Below are 19802 nucleotides of genomic sequence, written 5' to 3'. Positions count from 1 at the left end.
TCTCCCATTAGTTCGAAGGAAGCTCAATTTGCTTATAGTTTTGAGATTCCTTGTACAAAATAATTGTTCTGCCGATCAATTGCACAAGCTCTGCACCTGCTCCATCCGCTACCGCTTGAGCTATCTCTTTAGGGTCATCTAGATTATTATTCAAAATAGAAACCTTAATTAGCTCTCTTTTCTCGATCGCTTCAGAGACATGTGTGTATAAATGCTCATTAACCCCACCTTTACCGACTTGGAAGATTGGATCAAGATTGTGCGCTAGACCACGCAAAAAACGTTTTTGCTTTCCTGTTAACATGTAAGTCAAAACTCCCTTATTTCATCAATTTCTGTTTCAGCAGCTTCTATCTAAATCAAAAACTGTACTTGACATTTAATTTTAAGACGTAAAACTTTGATTCACTGCCTGCTTCATCGCCTCAATCGGGGCAGGTATGCCTGTCCAATATTCAAAGGCATACGCTCCTTGATAGATGAACATACCAAAACCGTTATGAATACAGCAACCCTTTGCCTTAGCATGTTGCAGTAGCGCCGTTTCCAATGGATTATAAATTAAATCACTAACCACAATACCAGAAGGAATATGAGCAGGCTCAATCGGACAATTTTGGATGTGTGGATGCATACCAACAGAGGTCGTATTAATGATCAGATCAACATGCTGTGCTTTGACGTTGACCTCAGCTAAGCTACAACCTTCAATATTTCCTAAATGCCCCCACTCCTTGGCTAACGCATAGGCACTATCTACGGTCCGATTGGCAACAATCACTTGACCTGGTAATTCACCTAGCAAAGCATAAATGATACCTCTTGCTGCACCACCGCATCCAATCACTAACACAGACTTGCCCTTTAGATCAGACATAGCTTCTTCTTTAAGTGAACGAATATATCCAATCCCATCTGTATTGTAGCCAACCAAATGTCCATCTTGATTAACGATTGTATTCACAGCACCAATCTGCCTTGCCGCCTCATCAAGCTCATCCACATATTTCATCACTTCTATTTTGTGGGGGACAGTGACATTTACACCACGAAAATTCATCGCTACGATTCCAGCTATCGCTTCCTTAAGTGCTGATTCAGTCACATGCAGTGGCACATAATGACCATGAATGTTGCACGCTGCTAGTGCCGCATTATGCATCGCAGGTGACTTAGAATGGGCAATTGGATTCCCCATGACACCAAGTAACATACCCTATTCCCCCTAAATTAAGGATGGTCGAACCATCACCTTAACTCCTTTAGGCAAGTGAACGGCTACTGTTGCTCCATCCTCACTATTTAATTTGATCCAGCCTAGTCCTGAAATGAATATATCGCTACGTTTTCCTTTACCAATACGGAATTCATGTCTTGTCCATTCTGGTAATTTCGCAATATTTTCAGCACTTGGAGGGGATAACATCACACCTGCATGATTCGCAAATAGCTCATCTGCTTTTTCAAGCTTCGTACGATGTAATGGAATCCGGCTGCTATTAAAAAATGTAAAGGACTGACGGTTGCCTTGAACAAAATCAAACCGTGCAAACCCACCCATAAATATACTTTGTCCTTCATTTAGTTGATAAACCGCCGGCTTTAGTGGCTTGTCTGGTAACAACAGTCCAAGATCCTCGGGTGCAACCAATTCACTATAACGTGAAGGATAAACAATCCCTGGTGTATCAATAATAGACGCCCCATCATCAAGAGGAATGTGCACCATATCCAAGGTAGTTCCGGGATAACGAGATACCGTCAACTCTTGATCTAAATCGCTATAATCCCGAATCAGACGATTAATTAATGTAGATTTCCCTACATTTGTAGAGCCTACCACATACACATCATGTCTACCACGATATTCAGCAATCGCTTCTAACAAACGGTCAAACCCACTGTTTTGCTTGGCGCTACACAAAATCACATCTTCAATTTTAATTCCAATTTCTTTGGCTTCCTTTTGCACCCAATTCCGCACTTTGTTCCAATTCGTAACTTTAGGTAGCAAATCAATTTTATTTACAGCCAGCAATACAGGATTGTTACCGACAAAGCGCTGTAATCCAGATATAACACTGCCCTGTAAATCAAAAATATCTACAATATGAATCACTAATGCCTGCTTCCCGCCAATTTGCGATAACAGTCTTAGAAATTCATCCTGTTCTACCGTTACAGATGAGGATTCATTATAGTTTTTAATTCTAAAACAGCGTTGGCATATGACCGGCTCACGTTCTAATGCTGACGCAGGGATATACCCCGGCTTATTTTGATCGATCGTTTGTAGTGTAATTCCACAGCCACTGCATCGTTTCTCTGAATTAGCTTCTTGCGGTTGATTCATTAATTTTTGTCCTCCCAGGTCCATAGTCCAGCCTTTTTCAAGCTTCGTTTCACAAATTTCTCAAGTCTTCGGTTAATCCGTGTACCCCAACCTTCATCAGCCACAGCAATAGGAAGCACCAACACGGTGTATAAACCGAGTCGGTTACCTCCAAAAATGTCTGTCATAAGCTGATCACCAATCATAATCGTTTCTTGTGGCTGAGCCCCCATCATTTTCATCGCTCTTAGGAACGCGGAGGTAGAAGGTTTTCTGGCAGTATGCACAAATTCAATATTTAAAGGCGCTGAAAAAGCGGAGACTCTCCCTAAGTTATTGTTAGATACAATAATTAGCTTAAACCCTTTTTCCTTTACGATCTTGAACCACTCTATCAGCTCTGGCGTAGCTAAAGGGGCTTTAGCGCCAACTAGCGTATTATCCAGATCCGTCATAATGTACCGATAGCCTGAAGCATAAAGTGCGTCTAAATCTAAGTCATACACACTATTTACACGCAATCTAGGCAAGAATTTCTCAAACAAATACGTTCACCTCTATTTCATACGACAAACTATACCATAATTTATGTCTAACTTACAGGCTTCATTTCCTTTACAACTTGTGCAGTGAGTGATTGTATTAATCTCCATTCTTGCTCAGTAATCGTATCGGGGCTATAGCTCCCCTTTTCAAACTTTTGTAAAATAAGATCTAGCTTAGGTGCTGATGCAGGGGCAAGCCGAGTCCATGCTTCAAATGCTTCGCGTAAGGTTTGACTCTCATTCCACTCATATCCTTTGCGTTTGAGGCGTTTAACCATAACCATAACACTATGCATTGCCTTATCTCCAAAGCTTAAAGTACGTCCTTTACGTAGCCCTAAAACACCATAGTAAATGACTTCTCTAAATCTTAGTATTAGCCATAATACAACAATTACAATCGCAGCAATCACAATGATTACACCCACCGTTGGATCAATCCAAGAAGCATCTTCTTTTTTGGGTTGTGATTGGGCTTGCTTTTCTTCTTGCTGTTGTTCTTCCTCAGGCTTAATCTCTTGCTCTTGGTTATTTTGCTGTGAAGTTAGCTCTGGTGCACTAAAGCCTGGTGTCGCTTCAAACGTCACCCAACCATAGTCCTCACCAAAATAGATTTCGGCCCATGAATGAGCATCTGCGTTTGTAACTTGATACAAGGTTTTGCTTTCCCCATCTTGAACACCCACATTCGTAAGAGCGCCTGGTGCAAAGCCTTTTACCCATCTAGCAGGAATGCCCTGAGATCGAGCCATCACAACTAATGAGGTTGAAAAATAATCACAATATCCCTCTTTAATGTCAAACAAAAAACCCTCAACAAAATCGTCACTTCGCTTGAGCGTTAAATTAGGACGATTGCTATATCGATAAGTTGAGCGTAAATAATCTCTTAAAAGCACTACCTTGTCATAAGGTGTTTTCCCTTCCTTACTAACATTTGCAGCTAAATCAACTACTCGATTCGGTAGGCTTGTAGGTAACTGTAGATAACGTGTAGGAGGTTGCTGTGCATATAACTGATCATAGCTTTGTTTAGCTAATTCATCTACGGGTACAATGGGTACCTCGGACGTCACCGTATATTGACTTGGATAATCAGTTAGCCGTTGATCCCCCTCATAACCATGCCAATAAAGCTCGCCTTCTCTTCGTTGCCATTTCATATTAGGGGCATTTTCACGGTTATCCTGTAGTCGTACCTGTCGCATGGCATATGCACCAAATAGAACAGGGTATTTACGATTGGTTTTCATTGTAAAGGTTTGCTCAACCATTCTTGTTTTGAGTTTTCGAGCAGCTTCAGTTTCTGGCAATTCACCTGATGAATACGTAACTGTGCCTGATTTATCATCAGTGTCACTCCAGCCTTCTCCCGAATAAGTCAGCCTCGTTTCACCACGCCAATAGTTTTTCACAGAAGATTCTACCTGAAATACTGTTTCATAATTAAAATCAAAGCTGCCACCCAAGCTTGTATCGTCACGTCCATACCCTGATGAAACACTTGGTCCTTCTCCTTGCGTGCCTGAGGTTCCATTTCCTGCTTGACCTGATCCCCCAGTTGTGGTTACCTTATCTCTGCTAATCCAAGCAGTATATGGGTCTGTCAAAGTAGGGGATACTTCAGGCATATTAATGCCAATGAGAAGCACACAGGCAAACGTAAAGATGATATCAGCCAAAATACGAATGGGTTGCTTACGTAGCTGTCCCCAGCCTTCCGGAAATTTAAGCTGAAACTGTCTAAGATGAAGACAAACTAACCAACCTAAGCTTGCAAAAACGATCCATGCTACATGTGTCCATAAATAAAATTCGCTAAATGAGTCCAATATGCTAAGCGCAATGATAGAAACGCCAACTATAAATAAAATGTTACGGATAGAGTGCATAAAACTGAGTAAAAACTCAAATACAATCCATGCTGACACTGCAAACCAAAAATAAGGTGCAAATACATTAAATATTGTTGTGATTTGTTCCTTTATGGTAGCATTTTCGAGTGGTACATAAATGTCGTAACGATTAGAAATAATTAGCCACGCAATCAATATTACAATTGATTTAACGATCCATTTCAATCTCGTATATTTTGGAAGCAAAAGCTCACATACTGCTGCTATTCCTATCGTGGTTAAAATTAAAACACTCGTTTCTTTATACCAAATTCCGTCCCCATATTTAATCCACTGCAGGACAATAATAAGCAGCCAAAGCACACTAAAGCTAGAATACCAATAAGCACTTCTTATTTTGCTGAACTTATGCAGTACGTCCACCTCCCATCATAATGGGTAATTGCTGTAAAGACGTGATATATATACCTGCCAAGCTTCGCTTTGTTTGGCCTACATTTTCATCCCCAATTTGGATATGATAAGGGGTCATTAGCTTACTTTTGGCAAAACGGAATACGTCTATAAGCTCAGTGGATGGCATTGGACTCACAAAAACAAAATAACAGCCTGAGTTAAAATAATGTGATATCGATTCAAGGCGATGCTCATGCTTACCACTACCTGTTATGTCTATGTCAACCAAGTGCCGCAACATTTGTTGAACGGACACACCACCATAAGGCGCAAATGGAGTTATTTCATGTGCTAACGTACATAAACCGACCGACAAGCCTTCTCTGACCCCATACTCTAAAATGGAGGCTGTAGAAGACACTGCGAGTTCAAATTGCTCTGGTTGTGTGTAGCTTGCTTGGTGCGCATCAAGAACAACAATTATTTTGGGTAAGGTTTCTCTCTCAAATTCTTTTGATTTCCAAGCCCCCGTTTTTGCTGTTGCCGCCCAATGGATACGGGACATTTTATCGCCATAGGCATAATCCCTAATTCCGTTAATTTGTGTCGTTTCTCGTCTAGATGTCTTTGAGGTTAGCTCTGAGCCTTTTAGCCACACCTGCCCACTATACATATCCCAATGTGGAATAAATATCGTCCTTGGTAAAACACGCAACACACCAGATGTTTCAAAGCTACCTGAATAAGTGATAATACCAAATAAATCTTTGCCTTGACACGTTGTAGGTGCAAAATGATATGTACCTCGCTCTAAGGGTGGGGTAACATAATGCATTTCAGTGCCTTGCTGGTGATTGGGAACTATACTGCTTTCAAAAGACCACTTTTCACCATTGTGACGCTGAAGCACTTCGCTGACTACTAGATATGGAATCGATATAAATTTAGGAGGCGTAATTCGTAAATTGACAGCAACATGCTCACCTGCATGAATATATCCCTGTGCTACGGCAAAATTCCTCTCCAGCTTTAAACGCTGAATTCCATTAAAACGACCAATCACCCAATAACAGGTCAAAATCGATATCATCGCTAGCAGCATCATCGGAATTTTGCCACCCTCAAACAATAAATAAAACAAACAAACTACCCAAATGGACAAAACAATCCAAAATCCTATAGGCTTGCTTCGTTTGCGTAATTGATCTGACATAAGCTAATTCCCCACTGAAACGGGTACACGCACCTGCTCTAAAATGCGCTCCATCAATATTGCCGAGTTAACTTGATCTAGTCTAGCCTCTGGTTGAAGCACCAAGCGATGATTAAGTACATACGGTGTCAACAGCTTAATATCGTCAGGCAATACAAAATCGCGTTCATGAATAAGTGCAAATGCCTTTACAGCCATAACTAAGGACAAAGAAGCTCTAGGACTTGCGCCAAGCGCAATAAGAGGATGATTTCTAGTCGCATGGACAATAGAGAGTAAGTAATCTGTCAAAGCATCATGAATAAAAATGTTACGGACTTGAGTTTGAAGCATCGCAATTTCATCCATCGTCGCAACAGGCTGGAGCGTATCCACAGGTTGTCCCATTTTATGGGAGGATAACATCTGCTTTTCAATAGCTGCATCAGGATAACCAAGCTTAAAGCGCATCATAAATCGATCTAGCTGTGCTTCTGGTAACGTATAGGTTCCTTCAAAATCGATTGGATTTTGGGTTGCGCATAACATGAATGGGTGTGGCAGGGCATACGTCTCGCCATCCGCAGTTACATTACGCTCCTCCATCACCTCTAACAAAGCCGATTGAGTTTTAGTTGTAGCTCGGTTGATTTCATCTGCTAACAAAATATTAGTCATAACCGGTCCTGGACGGAATACAAACTTTTCCTCATGAGGGTGGAAAACAGAAACTCCTGTGATGTCACTTGGTAAAATATCAGGGTTACACTGGATTCGACGGTATTCTCCGCTTATCGATTTAGCTAAAGCTTTAATTAATTGAGTTTTCCCCGTTCCCGGAACATCCTCAATCAATAAATGTCCCCCAGCTAGTAAGGACGTTAATAACAATTCGATTTCAAATGATTTCCCTAAAATACATTGCTCTAGATTTGCTTTAATATTAGCAATGATTTGTGTAGAATTATGTTCTATTGGCACAAAAAATACCTCCCAAACATGATATCAGTACTCATATTGTACATGATATAACGGAGGGAAGTATACTTTTTGCACCATAGTTTGCACATAGACATTATTTACATGAAAACACTTAACCTTTCGGGCGTACCACTAAGGCAGCTAAAAACGAGAAAATAATAGCCGCAGAGATCCCGGCACTGGTGACATCAAATATCCCGGTAATGACCCCAATCCAGCCATCTCTTTGCAGCTCTGTTAAAGCACCATGAACAAGTGAATTACCAAAGCTTGTAATAGGAATTGTGGCACCTGCACCCGCAAATTTCACAAGTGGATCATATAAGCCAAACGCATCCATCACTGCCCCAGTAACAACTAATGTACTCATCGTATGAGCAGGAGATAGCTTAAGCACATCAAACATTAATTGTCCAACGACACAAAATAAACCGCCAATCACAAACGCCCAGAAAAATATCATACATTTCACTCACTTTCTAGAACTACACCGTGGGCAATACAAGGAATGCTTTCCCCTTGTTGGAAGGACAACGGCGATAACAGCGCACCTGTAGCCACAATTAATACACGACGAAGCTCTTTATTTTTTAATTTTTTTAATATATGTCCATACGTAACGACAGCCGAGCAACCACAACCACTACCACCAGCAATTACAAAAGGTTGATTTTCTAAGTCGTACACCATCAAGCCACAATCTTTAAATTCCGTTAAGTTCATATCTACACCATCACGTTTTAACAGATCACTAACGATTTCATGCCCAACAGTCGCTAAATCTCCAGTAACAATGAGATCATAATCCGCTGGTGAGCGACCTGTATCCTTAAAGTGAGTGACAATCGTATCCGCAGCAGCCGGAGCCATTGCCGCTCCCATATTAAACGGATCTGTTACCCCTAAATCTTGAATTTTTCCGATCGTTGCATGTGTCACGCGTGGTCCTGAGCCTGTACTTGTTACAACTCCACAACCTGCACCTGTAACCGTGTATTGTGCCGTTGGGGGCTTTTGAGAGCCATATTCCGTTGGATAACGGAACTGCTTTTCTGCTGTACAGTTATGACTTGCTGTGCCGGCTAATACATAATTAGCTCCACCTGCATCCACAATAAAGGAAGCGAGTGCCAAGCTTTCCATTGAAGTAGAGCATGCGCCAAAAATGCCAATATATGGCGTCATCAGCTGGCGTGCTGCGAACGTCGCACTAATAATTTGGTTCATCAAATCTCCACCGATAAAAAAGCTAAGCTCATCCTTAGAAATGTTGGCGTGAACTAACGCAAGCGAAGCCGCGTGCTCAAGCAGCTTTCTTTCTGCCTTTTCCCAAGTTTTTTCGTTTATTTCAAGGTTGTCATAAGTAAAATCAAAATCACTAGCTAAAGGACCTTCACCTTCCTCTGGCCCAACTACAGTGGCGGCACCAATAATAACGGGTTTATTCCGAAACTCCCATGTTTGCGAACCGATTAGCATACTTAATGAACACCTCCAAGACCAAAAATAACGTGAATGACACCAACGACAAAGGCGGCAAATACACCAAACACGATAACCGATCCTGCTAACTTGAACATATTTGCACCTACCCCAAGCACTAAGCCTTCTGAGCGAGACTCTAAAGCAGAGGAGCACATCGAATTGGCAAAACCAGTAATCGGAACTGCCGAGCCAGCGCCAGCCCATTGCGCAATTTTATCGTAAACACCAAAACACGTTAAAATAATCGCAATAATGATCATCACTGCCGCAGTTGGACTGCTAGCTTGCTTCGCCGTCATACCGCCAAAAGTCATAAAAAGCTGTTGCACACATTGACCAAGTAAGCAAATCGTCCCCCCAACCAAAAAAGCTTTCAAGCAATTCGTAAATATATTGACCTTAGGGTTATGACTATCCGCAATTTGCTTATAATCTTGTTCAGTTAAAAGTAAGGAATTTAACTTGACCTTCATGCCTGATTTACTTTTTGCTGGCATATCAATTTCTCCTTTGTATTGAAATACTAAAAAACTAGAAAACAACCTTGTTTATATTCAGTATTTGTCAATTGTCACGTTGTTATGTTGGTAAATCATCCATGTTATTTTTTTGCTAAAAATAATGCAACCGATGCGCGTTTAAATCTGCCTTTCTTGTTGATTACTTTTATGGAAGGTGCAACGGAGTGTACACATCTTCCATACCGGCTTTAAAGGGTTTTCCTTTCATCCTTATGTAAGCTTGTCCAAAACGTGATTCCTAATGCACAGGAGCAATCACATCGTTCCCCCAGTTTGGAGTGAGAAGGAAGATGATAAGCGAAGCGGGCGCATTAAACTTACTTCTTGCTGGTTACTCTTATGGAAGGTGCAACCGGAGTGTACACATCTTCCATACCGGCTTTATAAATGGTTTGGATTCCTAACGCAGAGTAGGAATACAGTCTTTCCCTAGTGTGGAGTGGAAAGGAAGATGACAAGCGAAGCGGGCGCATTAAACTTCCTTCTTGCTGGTTACTCTTATGGAAGGTGCAACCGGAGTGTACACTTCTTCCATACCGGCTTTATAAATGGTTTGAATTCCTAACGCAGAGTAGGAATACAGTCTTTCCCTAGTGTGGAGTTGGAAGGAAGATGACAAGCGAAGCGGGTGTATTAAACTTCCTTCTTGCTGATTACTCTTATGGAAGGTGCAACCGGAGTGTACACATCTTCCATACCGGCTTTATAAATGGTTTGAATTCCTAACGCATGGTAGGAATCACATTCTTTCCCTAGTGTGGAGTTGGAAGGAAGATGACAAGCGAAGCGGGCGCATTTAAAGCTGGATTCCACCAATATACATACAATCATAGGAATCCAGATTTAAGAGCGCTAGAGGCTTCCTTCAAAACGCAACAAACAAAACAAAAAAACTTAATCAGAGACGATAATTAAGTTTAAATAACGATCTTATATTGGAACGATTCCAAGGCAAAGCAGGAATCGCACCTTCCTTTACCCTACGGTGGAGGGGTTTTGAAGGAATGCTGACAGCGCATTTAAACTCTGGATTCCCACCCTAACCTACAATCACAGGAATCCAGATTTAAGAGCGCTAGAGGCTTCCTTCAAAACGCCGCCACCAATATCAGTACCAGCAAAACAAACAACACCAAAATAACGACAGTATCCTTATGTCTTACCTCCATGGCGATATCCTCCTGTACTTCCATTCCCCTGTATTTCTATTCCAGTGTGGTGTAATATAAAATATGTTATGTGTCCCGTAGGAAAGAAGTGCATGTCAATATTTATTGTTGTAAGGAAGGAAGGGAATAAATATGAATCAAGAAACGTTGCAATTATTTAAAACCTTAACTGAATTTCCATCTGCTCCCGGCTTTGAACGCGAATTACGGAGCTTTATGAAAACAAAGCTAGCGGCTTATACGGATGAGTTTGTGCAAGATAATTTAGGAAGCTTATTTGGTGTGTTACGTGGGAACGAAGCAGGACCTAAGGTCATGGTTGCTGGCCACATGGATGAAGTTGGCTTCATGACAACAAGAATTAGTGATAATGGAATGGTGTATTTCCAACCGCTTGGTGGTTGGTTGGGTCAAGCCGTATTATCACAAAAATTACAAATAATTACTGAAAATGGTCCTGTTATCGGGGTAGTGGGTTCAACTCCAATTCACTTGCTTCAAGAAGCAGACCGCAACAAGCCTGCAGATATTAAAACGATGTATTTAGACATCGGTGCAGACAGTAGAGAGGAAGCAGAGCGTCATGGTATCAAACCAGGACTACAAATTGTCCCAATCTGCGAATTCACTCCGCTTGTTAATCCAAAAAAAATTATGGCTAAAGCATGGGACAATCGTTATGGTGTAGGTCTTGCGATTGAACTCATGGAACGTCTGCATACAGAAAAATTACCTAACACCTTATATTGTGGCGCAACAGTACAAGAGGAGCTTGGGCTACGTGGAGCAAGAACAGCTGCCAACCTTATTCAACCGGACATTTTCTTGGGTTTAGACGCTAGTGCTGCCAATGATATGATGGGAAGTAAGGATGTATTTGGTAAGCTTGGTGAAGGTGCTTTATTACGGATTTATGACCCAACGATGCTTACCCACCGTGGACTTTTAGAATATATTCAGGATACAGCGGATACACATAAAGTAAAATATCAATATTTTGTATCTCCAGGTGGAACAGATGCAGGACAGGTTCATGTTAGTGGAAAAGGTGTACCTTCTTCAATTATTGGCATCTGCTCTCGTTACATTCATACATCCTCATCGATAATTCATACAGATGATTATGCTGCTGCTAAAGAATTGCTAGTTCAGCTTGTACGTGGCTTAGACCAAACAACATTAAATACAATTTTAGAGCGTAGCTAATAGTTACAGTAAGTAAAGAATGATTAGCTATCGTTAGATATTATCTATATTTATTAGAAAAAACGATGCCTTCCATCACTTTATAAAAATAAAGCAGACGGAAAAGCATCGTTTTTTAATAAAAGGGTATATTATTTGATGTCAGCCAAAACAGAGTCCCATGTCCGCTGCAAATGGCCTTTTGCCCAATTAATATGTTTCTCATTGGTATAACCTCTGTACGTACATTCAATATGAAGAATAAGCGCTAAATACAAATCATACATCAGAATACGTTGTGTCTCAGATTCGGTAAAAAATTCCTTTCCATATCCTTTCATATGTGCGGGTGATTGAATAAATGAACGGAAATAATACTCCATGAGTGGGTCTCCCCACAACGCTCTCTCCGTATCTATAATTCCAACGATTTGTCCATCCTTCACAAAAATGTTACCTTCCCATAGGTCCCAATGCACTAGGGAGGGAATCTTCACCTCATCTAAACTAGGTATGAAGCGTTTACATATCGCCGTAATTTCATCAGCCGATGCAGGTAGTTTCACAGCTTTATGGTCTGCATCCAACATTAAGCTGTCGATCATGCTTAAAAATACATTGGACCAGTTGTCGCCTTGCATCTCCTCAAGCGCATAATATCCAAAGCGTTGTCCACGTAAGCTATTAATCTGACCAGTAAAAAAACCAAGCTGTTGCTCAATGCGTTCACGCTCAACTTCAGGTAAAGCATCCTTCACCTTGTAATATGAATCACCTTCTATAAAATCCATAACAAAGAAAGAGCTATCATACACTGGAGAAGACGTTTCATAGGCATACACCTGTGGTACAGGTACATCCGTTTTTTCACGTAATAACCGAAGCACTTCAACCTCTGTCTGCATCATATTGTGCTCATAACGCATAAACCCACTGTTATCAAGTGGAGCTAATTTGAGCACATAACGATTTCCCTGCTCTAAAGTAATCGCATAAGCACTGTTAAAAAAACCATCTTTTAATTCAGTTGCCGTAAATCCACCTGCTTTTGCACCAAACACAAAGGTAATAATGTCGCTAAGCTGTTTTTCGTTAAGCACGGGTTTAATTGCGTTATCCAACTATTGTGCTGCTCCTTTCAGAATCATTACACCACGTCCCGTTACAGTCACTTGTCCTGAATAAGCCTGACCTGTGAGTAAATCAACTCTGGTCTCCTCTCCAATTTCCACCTGAACATCATTTGCATTATGATTAAGTAAAAATAGGAATGATTCACCGTTTTTAACACGCTGGGTTGATTCTAGTCCTGTAGGGGCATGGACTAATGGCTTAATATTTTGTTCTTCACACACATTTGCTAACAAGCCTTGTAAAAATGCAGGCTCAGGACTTGTAGCCACATAATAAGCCTTCCCTTTACCAAAATTATTCACTGTTAGCACAGGTGAACCTTGATAGAAATCATCGCCATATTCAGCGAGAATCTCTGCACCCTCACTATGAATAATATCGCATAATAAACCGCATTCATAGGAATCTTTTAAAGCTCCCCACGTTTTATTCATCACAATTGCATTTTTATGTTCTGGGAATAACGCGTCAATCTCCTCGGCCCATATGCCTAACAAGGAACGAAGCTCTCCAGGATATCCGCCTGTTGTAACCAGATCATTTTCATTTACAATTCCGCTAAAGAAGGTAGTAATAAATGTCCCACCTGCCGCAACAAACTCCTCTACCTTTATAGCAAAACCTTGCTTCACCATATACATCACAGGTGCGATAATGACCTTATATTGACTGAAATCAGCTTCTAGGCCAACCATATCACTTTCAATATTTTGCTGGAATAACGCATCATAATATTTATGAACCTCACTTACGTAATTCAACGCGATCGTAGGCCCACTTGAAAGCTCTGTTGCCCAACGATTTTCCCAGTCAAAAATAATGCCTACCTTAGCGTTACCTCTAGCGTCTAAAATAGAATCAGATAATGTGACTAACTCTTGACCTAGCTCAGCACACTCCCGAAATACACGTGTATGCTCATGTCCCACATGCTCAATTACAGCTCCATGATACTTCTCGCAAGCACCAATGGAACGACGTAATTGGAAAAACATCACCGTATCCGCACCATGCGCCACAGCTTGATAGCTCCATAACCGCATTACGCCTGGACGCTTTAATGAATTATAGGCTTGCCAGTTTTGTTGGCTTGGTGTTTGCTCCATGAGCATAAATGGCTGACCATGCTTAACCCCTCTCATCAAATCATGTGTCATCGCTGTATAGCTCACTGGCGTATCTAATGAAGGATAGTTATCCCATGACACAACATCTAAATGTTTTGCCCACTCAAAATAATCTAGCTCTTGATACGTACCCATCAAATTTGTCGTCACAGGAATGTCTGGTGTATGCTTTTTAATTTCGTCGTATTCCAGCTTGTATACATCAAGGAGGCTGTATGACATAAACCGACGATAGTCTAGAGAAATACCTTGGAAGTTTGTACGCCCGCCTGCCCATTCCTCACTCAAATCGTTTGGTGCTACAACCTCATCCCAATCATAAAAGGTATGTCCCCAAAAAGCAGTGTTCCAAGCTTTATTAAGCTCTTTAATGCTACCGTAACGTTGCTTCAGCCACACTCTAAAAGCAGCTTCACAATTTTCACAATAGCAATAACCTCCATACTCATTAGAAACGTGCCAAATTAATAAGCCTGGGTGGTCTTTATAGCGTTCAGCAAGTTTACCTGCTAATTTAGTTGCATATTTACGGTAAGTTGGACTATTCGGACAAGAATTGTGTCTGCCTCCAAATTTGCGCTTTCTTCCTTGCACATCAACTCGGCGTACATCGGGGTAACGTTTTGCCATCCAAGCAGGGTGTGCCGCTGTTCCTGTTGCTAGACAAATATACGTACCATTGTTATATAGACGATCCATCGTTTCATCTAAAAATGAAAAATCATAACTTTCCTCATCTGGCTGAATCATTGCCCATGAAAATACGTTAATTGTAGCCACATCGATCCCTGCTAGTTTAAACATACGATCGTCTTCTTGCCATGTCTGTGCGTCCCATTGCTCTGGATTATAATCGCCACCATACCAAATTTTTGGTAACTTATTATTAATCATGATTTCGAACACATCCTTTTTAAAAAATATAATTATATTACCATTCTAATCTTTAATTTGTTACTGTTATATATAATATATTTGTTTTAAAATATAATAATATGGAACTAATTTTGAATTTAAAATAAGGAGAGCTATACATGACGAAAGCGATGCGCAGATTTGCGTTTTCCCCTGCTGGCAACCTGAAGCTTCCCTTGCTCATAGAAAGCATCGGATATAATCCTAATCAAGAAAAAATTATTCGTCCCCAAGGGTATCCATGGTATCATTGGCTACAATGTGAAGAAGGCGAGGGGATGTTATATTATGAGGAGACTGAAATTGTTTTAAAACCTCATAGTGGTATTTTATTACCACCAAATCTACCACATCACTATAAGGCTAACACCTCGCAAATATGGAGCACCTATTATCTAACCTTTGGCGGAACAACGGTAAGCCAAATTCTTAGTGCCTTTAATATTAAGGAGCCTGCGATTTTCAATTGGGATGCTCATTCTCCATTTGCACCAAGCATTAGTACAATGTTAACTCAAATTGATCAAACAAGTGATGATCGTTTTGGTTTAGAAACCTCTGTAGAGCTTTATCGTTTTCTTGGATATTTAAGCAAGCTAAGTCAAGATAATCGCAATTCATTTTCACGTAATATGGAAAAGCTCACGCCATTATTAAAATGGATGGAAGCAAACTATGCTAATCCAGATGTAGGACTTGATGATTTAGCAGAGGTATTAGGCATTTCAGGTAGACATTTAAGTAAACTATTTCATCTTACCTTTCATTTAGCACCTTATACTTATTTTGTACAAATGCGAATTCACAAAGCGAAGGAAAAGCTAGCAAGTGAATCACAGCGAACCGTTGCGGAAATCGCTAATGCTACTGGTTTTAGAGATAGCAGTCACTTTGTCGCTACCTTTCGTAAGCATACTGGCGTAACCCCCCAGCAATTCAAGCGCCTTCATGCTTAAATATGATTTGAGAACTCTAATTCTGTGGACTCTAATTATAAAAAAAGATCGCAACGCATAAGGATCTCGTATGAAGTCCTTTAGCATCTGCGATCTTTTTTTAAGCTCTATTACTACCTATGAAAAATGAAATCAGTCATAAAGATTAGGTGTTATTTTACATCCTTACCTGTAAACAAGGCAACTCTCGCCTTAACCAACTGTGTATATTCTGCTTCCATTTCCTTTGCCCCTACTTTATCGAGTTCAGCAAGGAAGTTATCGTACAGCTTATCAAAATCAGCAGCTTTCGCTAAAATTGCTTCTGGTATTCTTTTACGAATAATATCTTGTGTTTTTTTGTATATCACGTTGTAATTCCCATCTGTAGGCGTTGGCATGTTGTACAATGCCCCCCATTCTTTCGCAGGGAAGTCGGATTCTTGTGGGAATAAATCCTTCCATGTTTTTGCATTGTACGCCTTTAATGTTTCTTTTTCAGCGTCTGTATAGCCTTCGATAATTTGTTCTGGGAAGTTGGTGGTGTAATAGTTACCGCTTGGGTCCTTTACCCCATCCCCATAACGAGGTGCAAACGCAAGATACAAGCTAATTCCTGACTCTTTATTAAAGTTACTTGCATCATTTACTTTACGATTTTGGATATCAGCAGGCACAACACGTTTACCATCTACTACGTTATAATGTTTGCCTTCTACTCCCCATTGTCTTAACACTTGACCTTCATCAGAAGCTAACCAATCAAGGAATTTCATAATACGTTCTGGATCTTTAGCATTTTTCGAGATACTAATTCCAAAGCCATCCACGCCTGCAACCTGGAAGGAACGATCCTTAAATTCTGGACCCATTGTCACAGGGAAATGCGCGTAGGTGTACTCATCCTTACCTGCTGTTTTTAGCGCATTTTCAGCATCCTGATAACCCCATTCCTGATCGATTAAGCCAAGTACACGACCAGAAGCAATTTTTGCCTTATATTGATCATCCTTTTGCACAAATGTATCTTTATCAAGTAAACCTTCGTTGTACATGTGGTTTAACCAGCGGAAATATTCCTTTTCCTCAGGGCGCTTGTAGTGTAGTTTTGCTTCATACGTGCTTGGATCTACATAATATTCACCATCGTCTGGCGCACCTGTTGTGAAGAACGCAGGGTTAGTAACGGTAATCATAATTCTCCAATCGTCTGCATTCAGTGTTAACGGAATGGTAGGTTGACCATCTGTCGTCGGATATTTTGCAACATATTGCTTTAATACATTTTCAAAATCCTTCACAGTTTTAACCTCTGGATAACCTAGCTCCTTTAAAACACGTTGTTGAATTTCAAAGCCACCAATAGCATCAAAGGAAACATTATCGACTCCAACGTTAGTATTAATTGAATAGATCGCAGGATCATCATTGCTATATTTAAGGCGATTCATATCTTTTTCATAAATCTTTTTAATATTTGGTGCATATTTGTCGATAAGGTCCGTTAAATCCATCAGCATACCTGCATCCACCAACGTAGATAAGTTCCCTTTAGGAAAAATAATGTCTGGTATTTCTCCTGTTGCCGCCATTAAAGCAATTTTGTTATCTCCCCCACCACTACCTACGTCAAATTCAGCATTAAGGGTCACGCCTGTTTTTTCTGTAATGACTTTGCCAATATCGTCCTGCATGTTATTCCAGTTTGGACTAGCATCCGCACCAAAAAATGTAAATGTGATTGGACTTTTATCGTCTTTAGCGGCAGACTCATTTGTCGGCTTTGAGTTTTTGTCAGTATCATTTTTCGCCGTATTACCACAGCCACCTATAATTAATGCACTTGTTAATAAAACTGCAGCTACTACTTTTGTGCCTTTCCACTTCATTGTTTCGTTCCCCCTTGCGTATATTTGTAAACCTATATCGTATAACAGGGTTATGCCTGTTGATACCGTGATCAGTCCCTAAAGTAAGGGCTTTCATACTGTGTTTAAAAAGAGACTTAACCATTCAGCTTTGCTCAACCTCCCCTCCACCTATCTAGCAAAATGCATGATTTATCTGTATCAAGCCAGTTAGACGTCGGAGGTTGAAGGTTGGGCACTTAACAAAAACAGGATTAAGCTTTAACAGCACCTAATGTCATTCCATCGACGAAATAGCGTTGCAGGAATGGATACACGACCAAGATAGGGACGGTAACGACAATCGTAATCGCCATCTTAATGGATTCAGGTGAAACCTGTGCCATCTGATTTGCAAGGTCATTAGCATTTGTCATTTTTCCGCCTTGATTGGTGCTTTGTAATATTTTCATCAGTTCAAATTGCAAGGTAGTCCACTGTGGTTTATTTGCGTTATACATATACGTATCAATCCATGCATTCCATTGTCCTACTGCAAGGAACAAAGTAATGGTAGCTAACACCGGCTTACATAATGGAAGAATCACCTTGTAGAAAATTTGCAGATCGTTTGCCCCATCTAAATTGGCAGATTCCTGTAACGCATAAGGTAAGCCATCGATGAATGAACGGATGACAAACACGTTAAAAGCACTCACAATCCCTGGGAAAATATAAACCCAAAATGTACCCACTAAGTCTAGCTGACGCATCAAGACGAAGGTTGGAACGAGTCCACCAGATACATACATCGTGATCGCAAGAAATTTAGACACAAATCTACGAGAAAGAAAGTCTGGTCGGCTAATCGTATAGGCCAACATCGCAGAGCTTAACAGACCTAATACTGTACCTACAATCGTCCGTGAAATTGTAACTTTAAACCCTTGAATCAAGGTGCTGTATCCAAAAATCGTTTCATAGTTTTTCAGTGTAAACTCCCGAGGCCACAAGTATATGCCACCTCGAACTGTATCCGTAGAATCATTTAACGAAATCGCTAATACATTCAGGAAGGGATACAACGTCACAACTAAGATTAAGCACATTAAAATTACATTACATACGTTAAAAACTTTATCGCCTTTGGATAAGGCTATCCCACGACTTGCCATGCTGTTCCCTCCTTTACATAATGCTTTCTTTCGTTAATTTTTTCATAATGCCATTGGAAGTTAACAATAAAGTAATTCCAATGACAGATGTGAACATACTGATTGCAGTTCCGTATGAGAACCGACCTATATTAATACCATATTTCAGGGCGTACAGATCTAATACTTCGGAGTAGTCCGTTACTAATGAGTTGCTTAACTGCATTTGCTTCTCGAACCCAATTCCGATTAAGTGTCCGATAGACATAATTAATAAAACTGAAATTGTGGTGCGAATCCCCGGAAGTGTAATGTTCCACATTTGTCTAAAACGACCAGCACCATCTACTTTGGCCGCCTCATACAATTCCTTATCAATCCCTGTAATTGCCGCTAAATAAATAATGGCGTTCCAGCCTGTCTCCTTCCATACATCAGACGCGGTAACAATCCCCCAAAACCAATTGCCTTTCGCCATAAACTGGATGGGCTCACTAATAATATTTAGTGAAACGAGAATATCATTTACGATTCCGCCGTCAATGGAAAGCATCTTGGATACGATCCCCCCAACAACAACCCAAGAAACAAAGTGAGGCAAATACGAGACGGTTTGCACCGATCTTTTAAAATACTTTCCGCCTAGCTCATTTAAAAATATGGCAAAAAATATAGGAAACACAAAACCTGCGATTAATCCCATACAGCTCATCGCTAACGTATTTCTTAACACCAGATAAAAACGTTCATCATGAAACAATTCGATAAAGTTATCAAAGCCTACCCATTTCTGCTCACTAAAGGATTTAGCAGGCTTATAATTTTGAAACGCCATCGTCCAGCCCCATAGCGGTAAATAACTAAATACAAATGCCCAAATTACAAATGGTATGGACATCAAGTATAAGTATTTTTGACGCACTATTTTTTTCCACAGCCCTTTTTTCTGCTTTTTAGGCGGTAAAGGGATGACGCTATTATTTTTAGTTTCAGCTTTTGCTGTTAGCGCTTCCATCAGTCCAATCCCC

18 protein-coding genes are annotated in these 19802 nt (G+C 40.4%); 3 read left to right on the top strand and 15 right to left on the bottom strand.

Annotation, left to right across the window (positions count from 1 at the left end):
* Positions 1 to 7: 7 nt before the first annotated feature.
* From yhbY to spoVAC, 10 genes are all read right to left on the bottom strand, one after another.
* Positions 8 to 304: a ribosome assembly RNA-binding protein YhbY gene (gene yhbY, locus J2Z32_RS04255; RefSeq protein ID WP_210087937.1), complete on the bottom strand. Its 297-nt coding sequence runs from the start codon at positions 302 to 304 to the stop codon at positions 8 to 10.
* 81 nt (positions 305 to 385) lie between these two features.
* Positions 386 to 1213: a shikimate dehydrogenase gene (gene aroE / locus J2Z32_RS04250; RefSeq protein ID WP_210087936.1), complete on the bottom strand. Its 828-nt coding sequence runs from the start codon at positions 1211 to 1213 to the stop codon at positions 386 to 388.
* 12 nt (positions 1214 to 1225) lie between these two features.
* Positions 1226 to 2353, bottom strand: a complete 1128-nt coding sequence (yqeH, locus tag J2Z32_RS04245) for a ribosome biogenesis GTPase YqeH (RefSeq protein WP_210087935.1) — start codon at positions 2351 to 2353, stop codon at positions 1226 to 1228.
* Positions 2353 to 2877: a YqeG family HAD IIIA-type phosphatase gene (locus J2Z32_RS04240; protein ID WP_210087934.1), complete on the bottom strand. Its 525-nt coding sequence runs from the start codon at positions 2875 to 2877 to the stop codon at positions 2353 to 2355. The genes yqeH and J2Z32_RS04240 overlap by 1 nt, the downstream gene beginning before the upstream one ends.
* A 47-nt stretch (positions 2878 to 2924) precedes the next feature.
* Positions 2925 to 5156 carry a transglutaminase TgpA family protein gene (locus J2Z32_RS04235; RefSeq protein ID WP_210087933.1) on the bottom strand — a complete coding sequence of 744 codons (2232 nt, stop codon included), beginning with the start codon at positions 5154 to 5156 and terminating at the stop codon, positions 2925 to 2927.
* The gene (locus tag J2Z32_RS04230) at positions 5140 to 6342 is read right to left on the bottom strand and encodes a DUF58 domain-containing protein (protein WP_210087932.1); all 1203 of its coding nucleotides are present in this window, start codon (positions 6340 to 6342) and stop codon (positions 5140 to 5142) included. The genes J2Z32_RS04235 and J2Z32_RS04230 overlap by 17 nt, the downstream gene beginning before the upstream one ends.
* A 3-nt stretch (positions 6343 to 6345) precedes the next feature.
* Positions 6346 to 7302, bottom strand: coding sequence for an AAA family ATPase (locus J2Z32_RS04225; RefSeq protein ID WP_210087931.1), 957 nt, complete (start codon positions 7300 to 7302; stop codon positions 6346 to 6348).
* Positions 7303 to 7414: 112 nt separating this feature from the next.
* The gene (spoVAE, locus tag J2Z32_RS04220; RefSeq protein WP_210088175.1) at positions 7415 to 7765 is read right to left on the bottom strand and encodes a stage V sporulation protein AE; all 351 of its coding nucleotides are present in this window, start codon (positions 7763 to 7765) and stop codon (positions 7415 to 7417) included.
* 5 nt (positions 7766 to 7770) lie between these two features.
* Positions 7771 to 8781: a stage V sporulation protein AD gene (spoVAD, locus tag J2Z32_RS04215; RefSeq protein ID WP_210087930.1), complete on the bottom strand. Its 1011-nt coding sequence runs from the start codon at positions 8779 to 8781 to the stop codon at positions 7771 to 7773.
* Positions 8782 to 8783: 2 nt separating this feature from the next.
* Positions 8784 to 9284 carry a stage V sporulation protein AC gene (spoVAC, locus tag J2Z32_RS04210; RefSeq protein ID WP_210087929.1) on the bottom strand — a complete coding sequence of 167 codons (501 nt, stop codon included), beginning with the start codon at positions 9282 to 9284 and terminating at the stop codon, positions 8784 to 8786.
* Between the two features lie 798 nt (positions 9285 to 10082).
* Here spoVAC and J2Z32_RS04205 point away from each other — a divergent pair.
* On the top strand, positions 10083 to 10223 hold the full coding sequence (locus tag J2Z32_RS04205; protein WP_210087928.1) for a hypothetical protein: 141 nt from the start codon (positions 10083 to 10085) through the stop codon (positions 10221 to 10223).
* Positions 10224 to 10609: 386 nt separating this feature from the next.
* The gene (locus J2Z32_RS04200) at positions 10610 to 11683 is read left to right on the top strand and encodes a M42 family metallopeptidase (protein ID WP_210087927.1); all 1074 of its coding nucleotides are present in this window, start codon (positions 10610 to 10612) and stop codon (positions 11681 to 11683) included.
* Positions 11684 to 11814: 131 nt separating this feature from the next.
* On the opposite strand, the gene J2Z32_RS04195 is transcribed toward J2Z32_RS04200, so the two are convergent.
* Together J2Z32_RS04195 and J2Z32_RS04190 are read right to left on the bottom strand one after the other, a co-directional pair.
* Positions 11815 to 12783, bottom strand: coding sequence for a phosphotransferase family protein (locus J2Z32_RS04195; RefSeq protein WP_210087926.1), 969 nt, complete (start codon positions 12781 to 12783; stop codon positions 11815 to 11817).
* Complete coding sequence (locus J2Z32_RS04190; protein ID WP_210087925.1) at positions 12784 to 14817, bottom strand: beta-galactosidase; 2034 nt, start codon at positions 14815 to 14817, stop codon at positions 12784 to 12786. It lies immediately after the preceding gene.
* A gap of 140 nt (positions 14818 to 14957) precedes the next feature.
* Here J2Z32_RS04190 and J2Z32_RS04185 point away from each other — a divergent pair, with 140 nt between their 5' ends.
* Complete coding sequence (locus J2Z32_RS04185) at positions 14958 to 15794, top strand: AraC family transcriptional regulator (RefSeq protein ID WP_210087924.1); 837 nt, start codon at positions 14958 to 14960, stop codon at positions 15792 to 15794.
* Between the two features lie 152 nt (positions 15795 to 15946).
* Here the strand turns inward: J2Z32_RS04185 and J2Z32_RS04180 are convergent, their stop codons facing one another.
* From J2Z32_RS04180 to J2Z32_RS04170, 3 genes are all read right to left on the bottom strand, one after another.
* Positions 15947 to 17662 (bottom strand): ABC transporter substrate-binding protein, encoded by a 1716-nt coding sequence (locus tag J2Z32_RS04180; RefSeq protein WP_210087923.1) that lies wholly within the window; start codon positions 17660 to 17662, stop codon positions 15947 to 15949.
* A gap of 233 nt (positions 17663 to 17895) precedes the next feature.
* Entirely contained in the window at positions 17896 to 18795 is a 900-nt protein-coding gene (locus tag J2Z32_RS04175; RefSeq protein ID WP_210087922.1) for a carbohydrate ABC transporter permease, read from the bottom strand.
* A gap of 13 nt (positions 18796 to 18808) precedes the next feature.
* Positions 18809 to 19789: an ABC transporter permease gene (locus J2Z32_RS04170; protein WP_210087921.1), complete on the bottom strand. Its 981-nt coding sequence runs from the start codon at positions 19787 to 19789 to the stop codon at positions 18809 to 18811.
* Positions 19790 to 19802 lie beyond the last annotated feature (13 nt).

Source organism: Paenibacillus turicensis (assembly GCF_017873435.1).
Taxonomy (GTDB): Bacteria; Bacillota; Bacilli; order Paenibacillales; family Paenibacillaceae; genus Fontibacillus; species Fontibacillus turicensis.
This window is presented reverse-complemented; position numbering and strand designations above follow the sequence as displayed.

What these genes read in the sequence shown, in the direction of transcription:
- yhbY (WP_210087937.1), bottom strand. Translation starts at nt 304, where the DNA reads ATGTTAACAGGAAAGCAAAAACGTTTTTTGCGTGGTCTAGCGCACAAT.
- aroE (WP_210087936.1), bottom strand. Translation starts at nt 1,213, where the DNA reads ATGTTACTTGGTGTCATGGGGAATCCAATTGCCCATTCTAAGTCACCT.
- yqeH (WP_210087935.1), bottom strand. Translation starts at nt 2,353, where the DNA reads ATGAATCAACCGCAAGAAGCTAATTCAGAGAAACGATGCAGTGGCTGT.
- J2Z32_RS04230 (WP_210087932.1), bottom strand. Translation starts at nt 6,342, where the DNA reads ATGTCAGATCAATTACGCAAACGAAGCAAGCCTATAGGATTTTGGATT.
- spoVAE (WP_210088175.1), bottom strand. Translation starts at nt 7,765, where the DNA reads ATGATATTTTTCTGGGCGTTTGTGATTGGCGGTTTATTTTGTGTCGTT.
- spoVAD (WP_210087930.1), bottom strand. Translation starts at nt 8,781, where the DNA reads ATGCTAATCGGTTCGCAAACATGGGAGTTTCGGAATAAACCCGTTATT.
- spoVAC (WP_210087929.1), bottom strand. Translation starts at nt 9,284, where the DNA reads ATGCCAGCAAAAAGTAAATCAGGCATGAAGGTCAAGTTAAATTCCTTA.
- J2Z32_RS04205 (WP_210087928.1), top strand. Translation starts at nt 10,083, where the DNA reads ATGACAAGCGAAGCGGGCGCATTTAAAGCTGGATTCCACCAATATACA.
- J2Z32_RS04200 (WP_210087927.1), top strand. Translation starts at nt 10,610, where the DNA reads ATGAATCAAGAAACGTTGCAATTATTTAAAACCTTAACTGAATTTCCA.
- J2Z32_RS04190 (WP_210087925.1), bottom strand. Translation starts at nt 14,817, where the DNA reads ATGATTAATAATAAGTTACCAAAAATTTGGTATGGTGGCGATTATAAT.
- J2Z32_RS04185 (WP_210087924.1), top strand. Translation starts at nt 14,958, where the DNA reads ATGACGAAAGCGATGCGCAGATTTGCGTTTTCCCCTGCTGGCAACCTG.
- J2Z32_RS04180 (WP_210087923.1), bottom strand. Translation starts at nt 17,662, where the DNA reads ATGAAGTGGAAAGGCACAAAAGTAGTAGCTGCAGTTTTATTAACAAGT.
- J2Z32_RS04175 (WP_210087922.1), bottom strand. Translation starts at nt 18,795, where the DNA reads ATGGCAAGTCGTGGGATAGCCTTATCCAAAGGCGATAAAGTTTTTAAC.
- J2Z32_RS04170 (WP_210087921.1), bottom strand. Translation starts at nt 19,789, where the DNA reads ATGGAAGCGCTAACAGCAAAAGCTGAAACTAAAAATAATAGCGTCATC.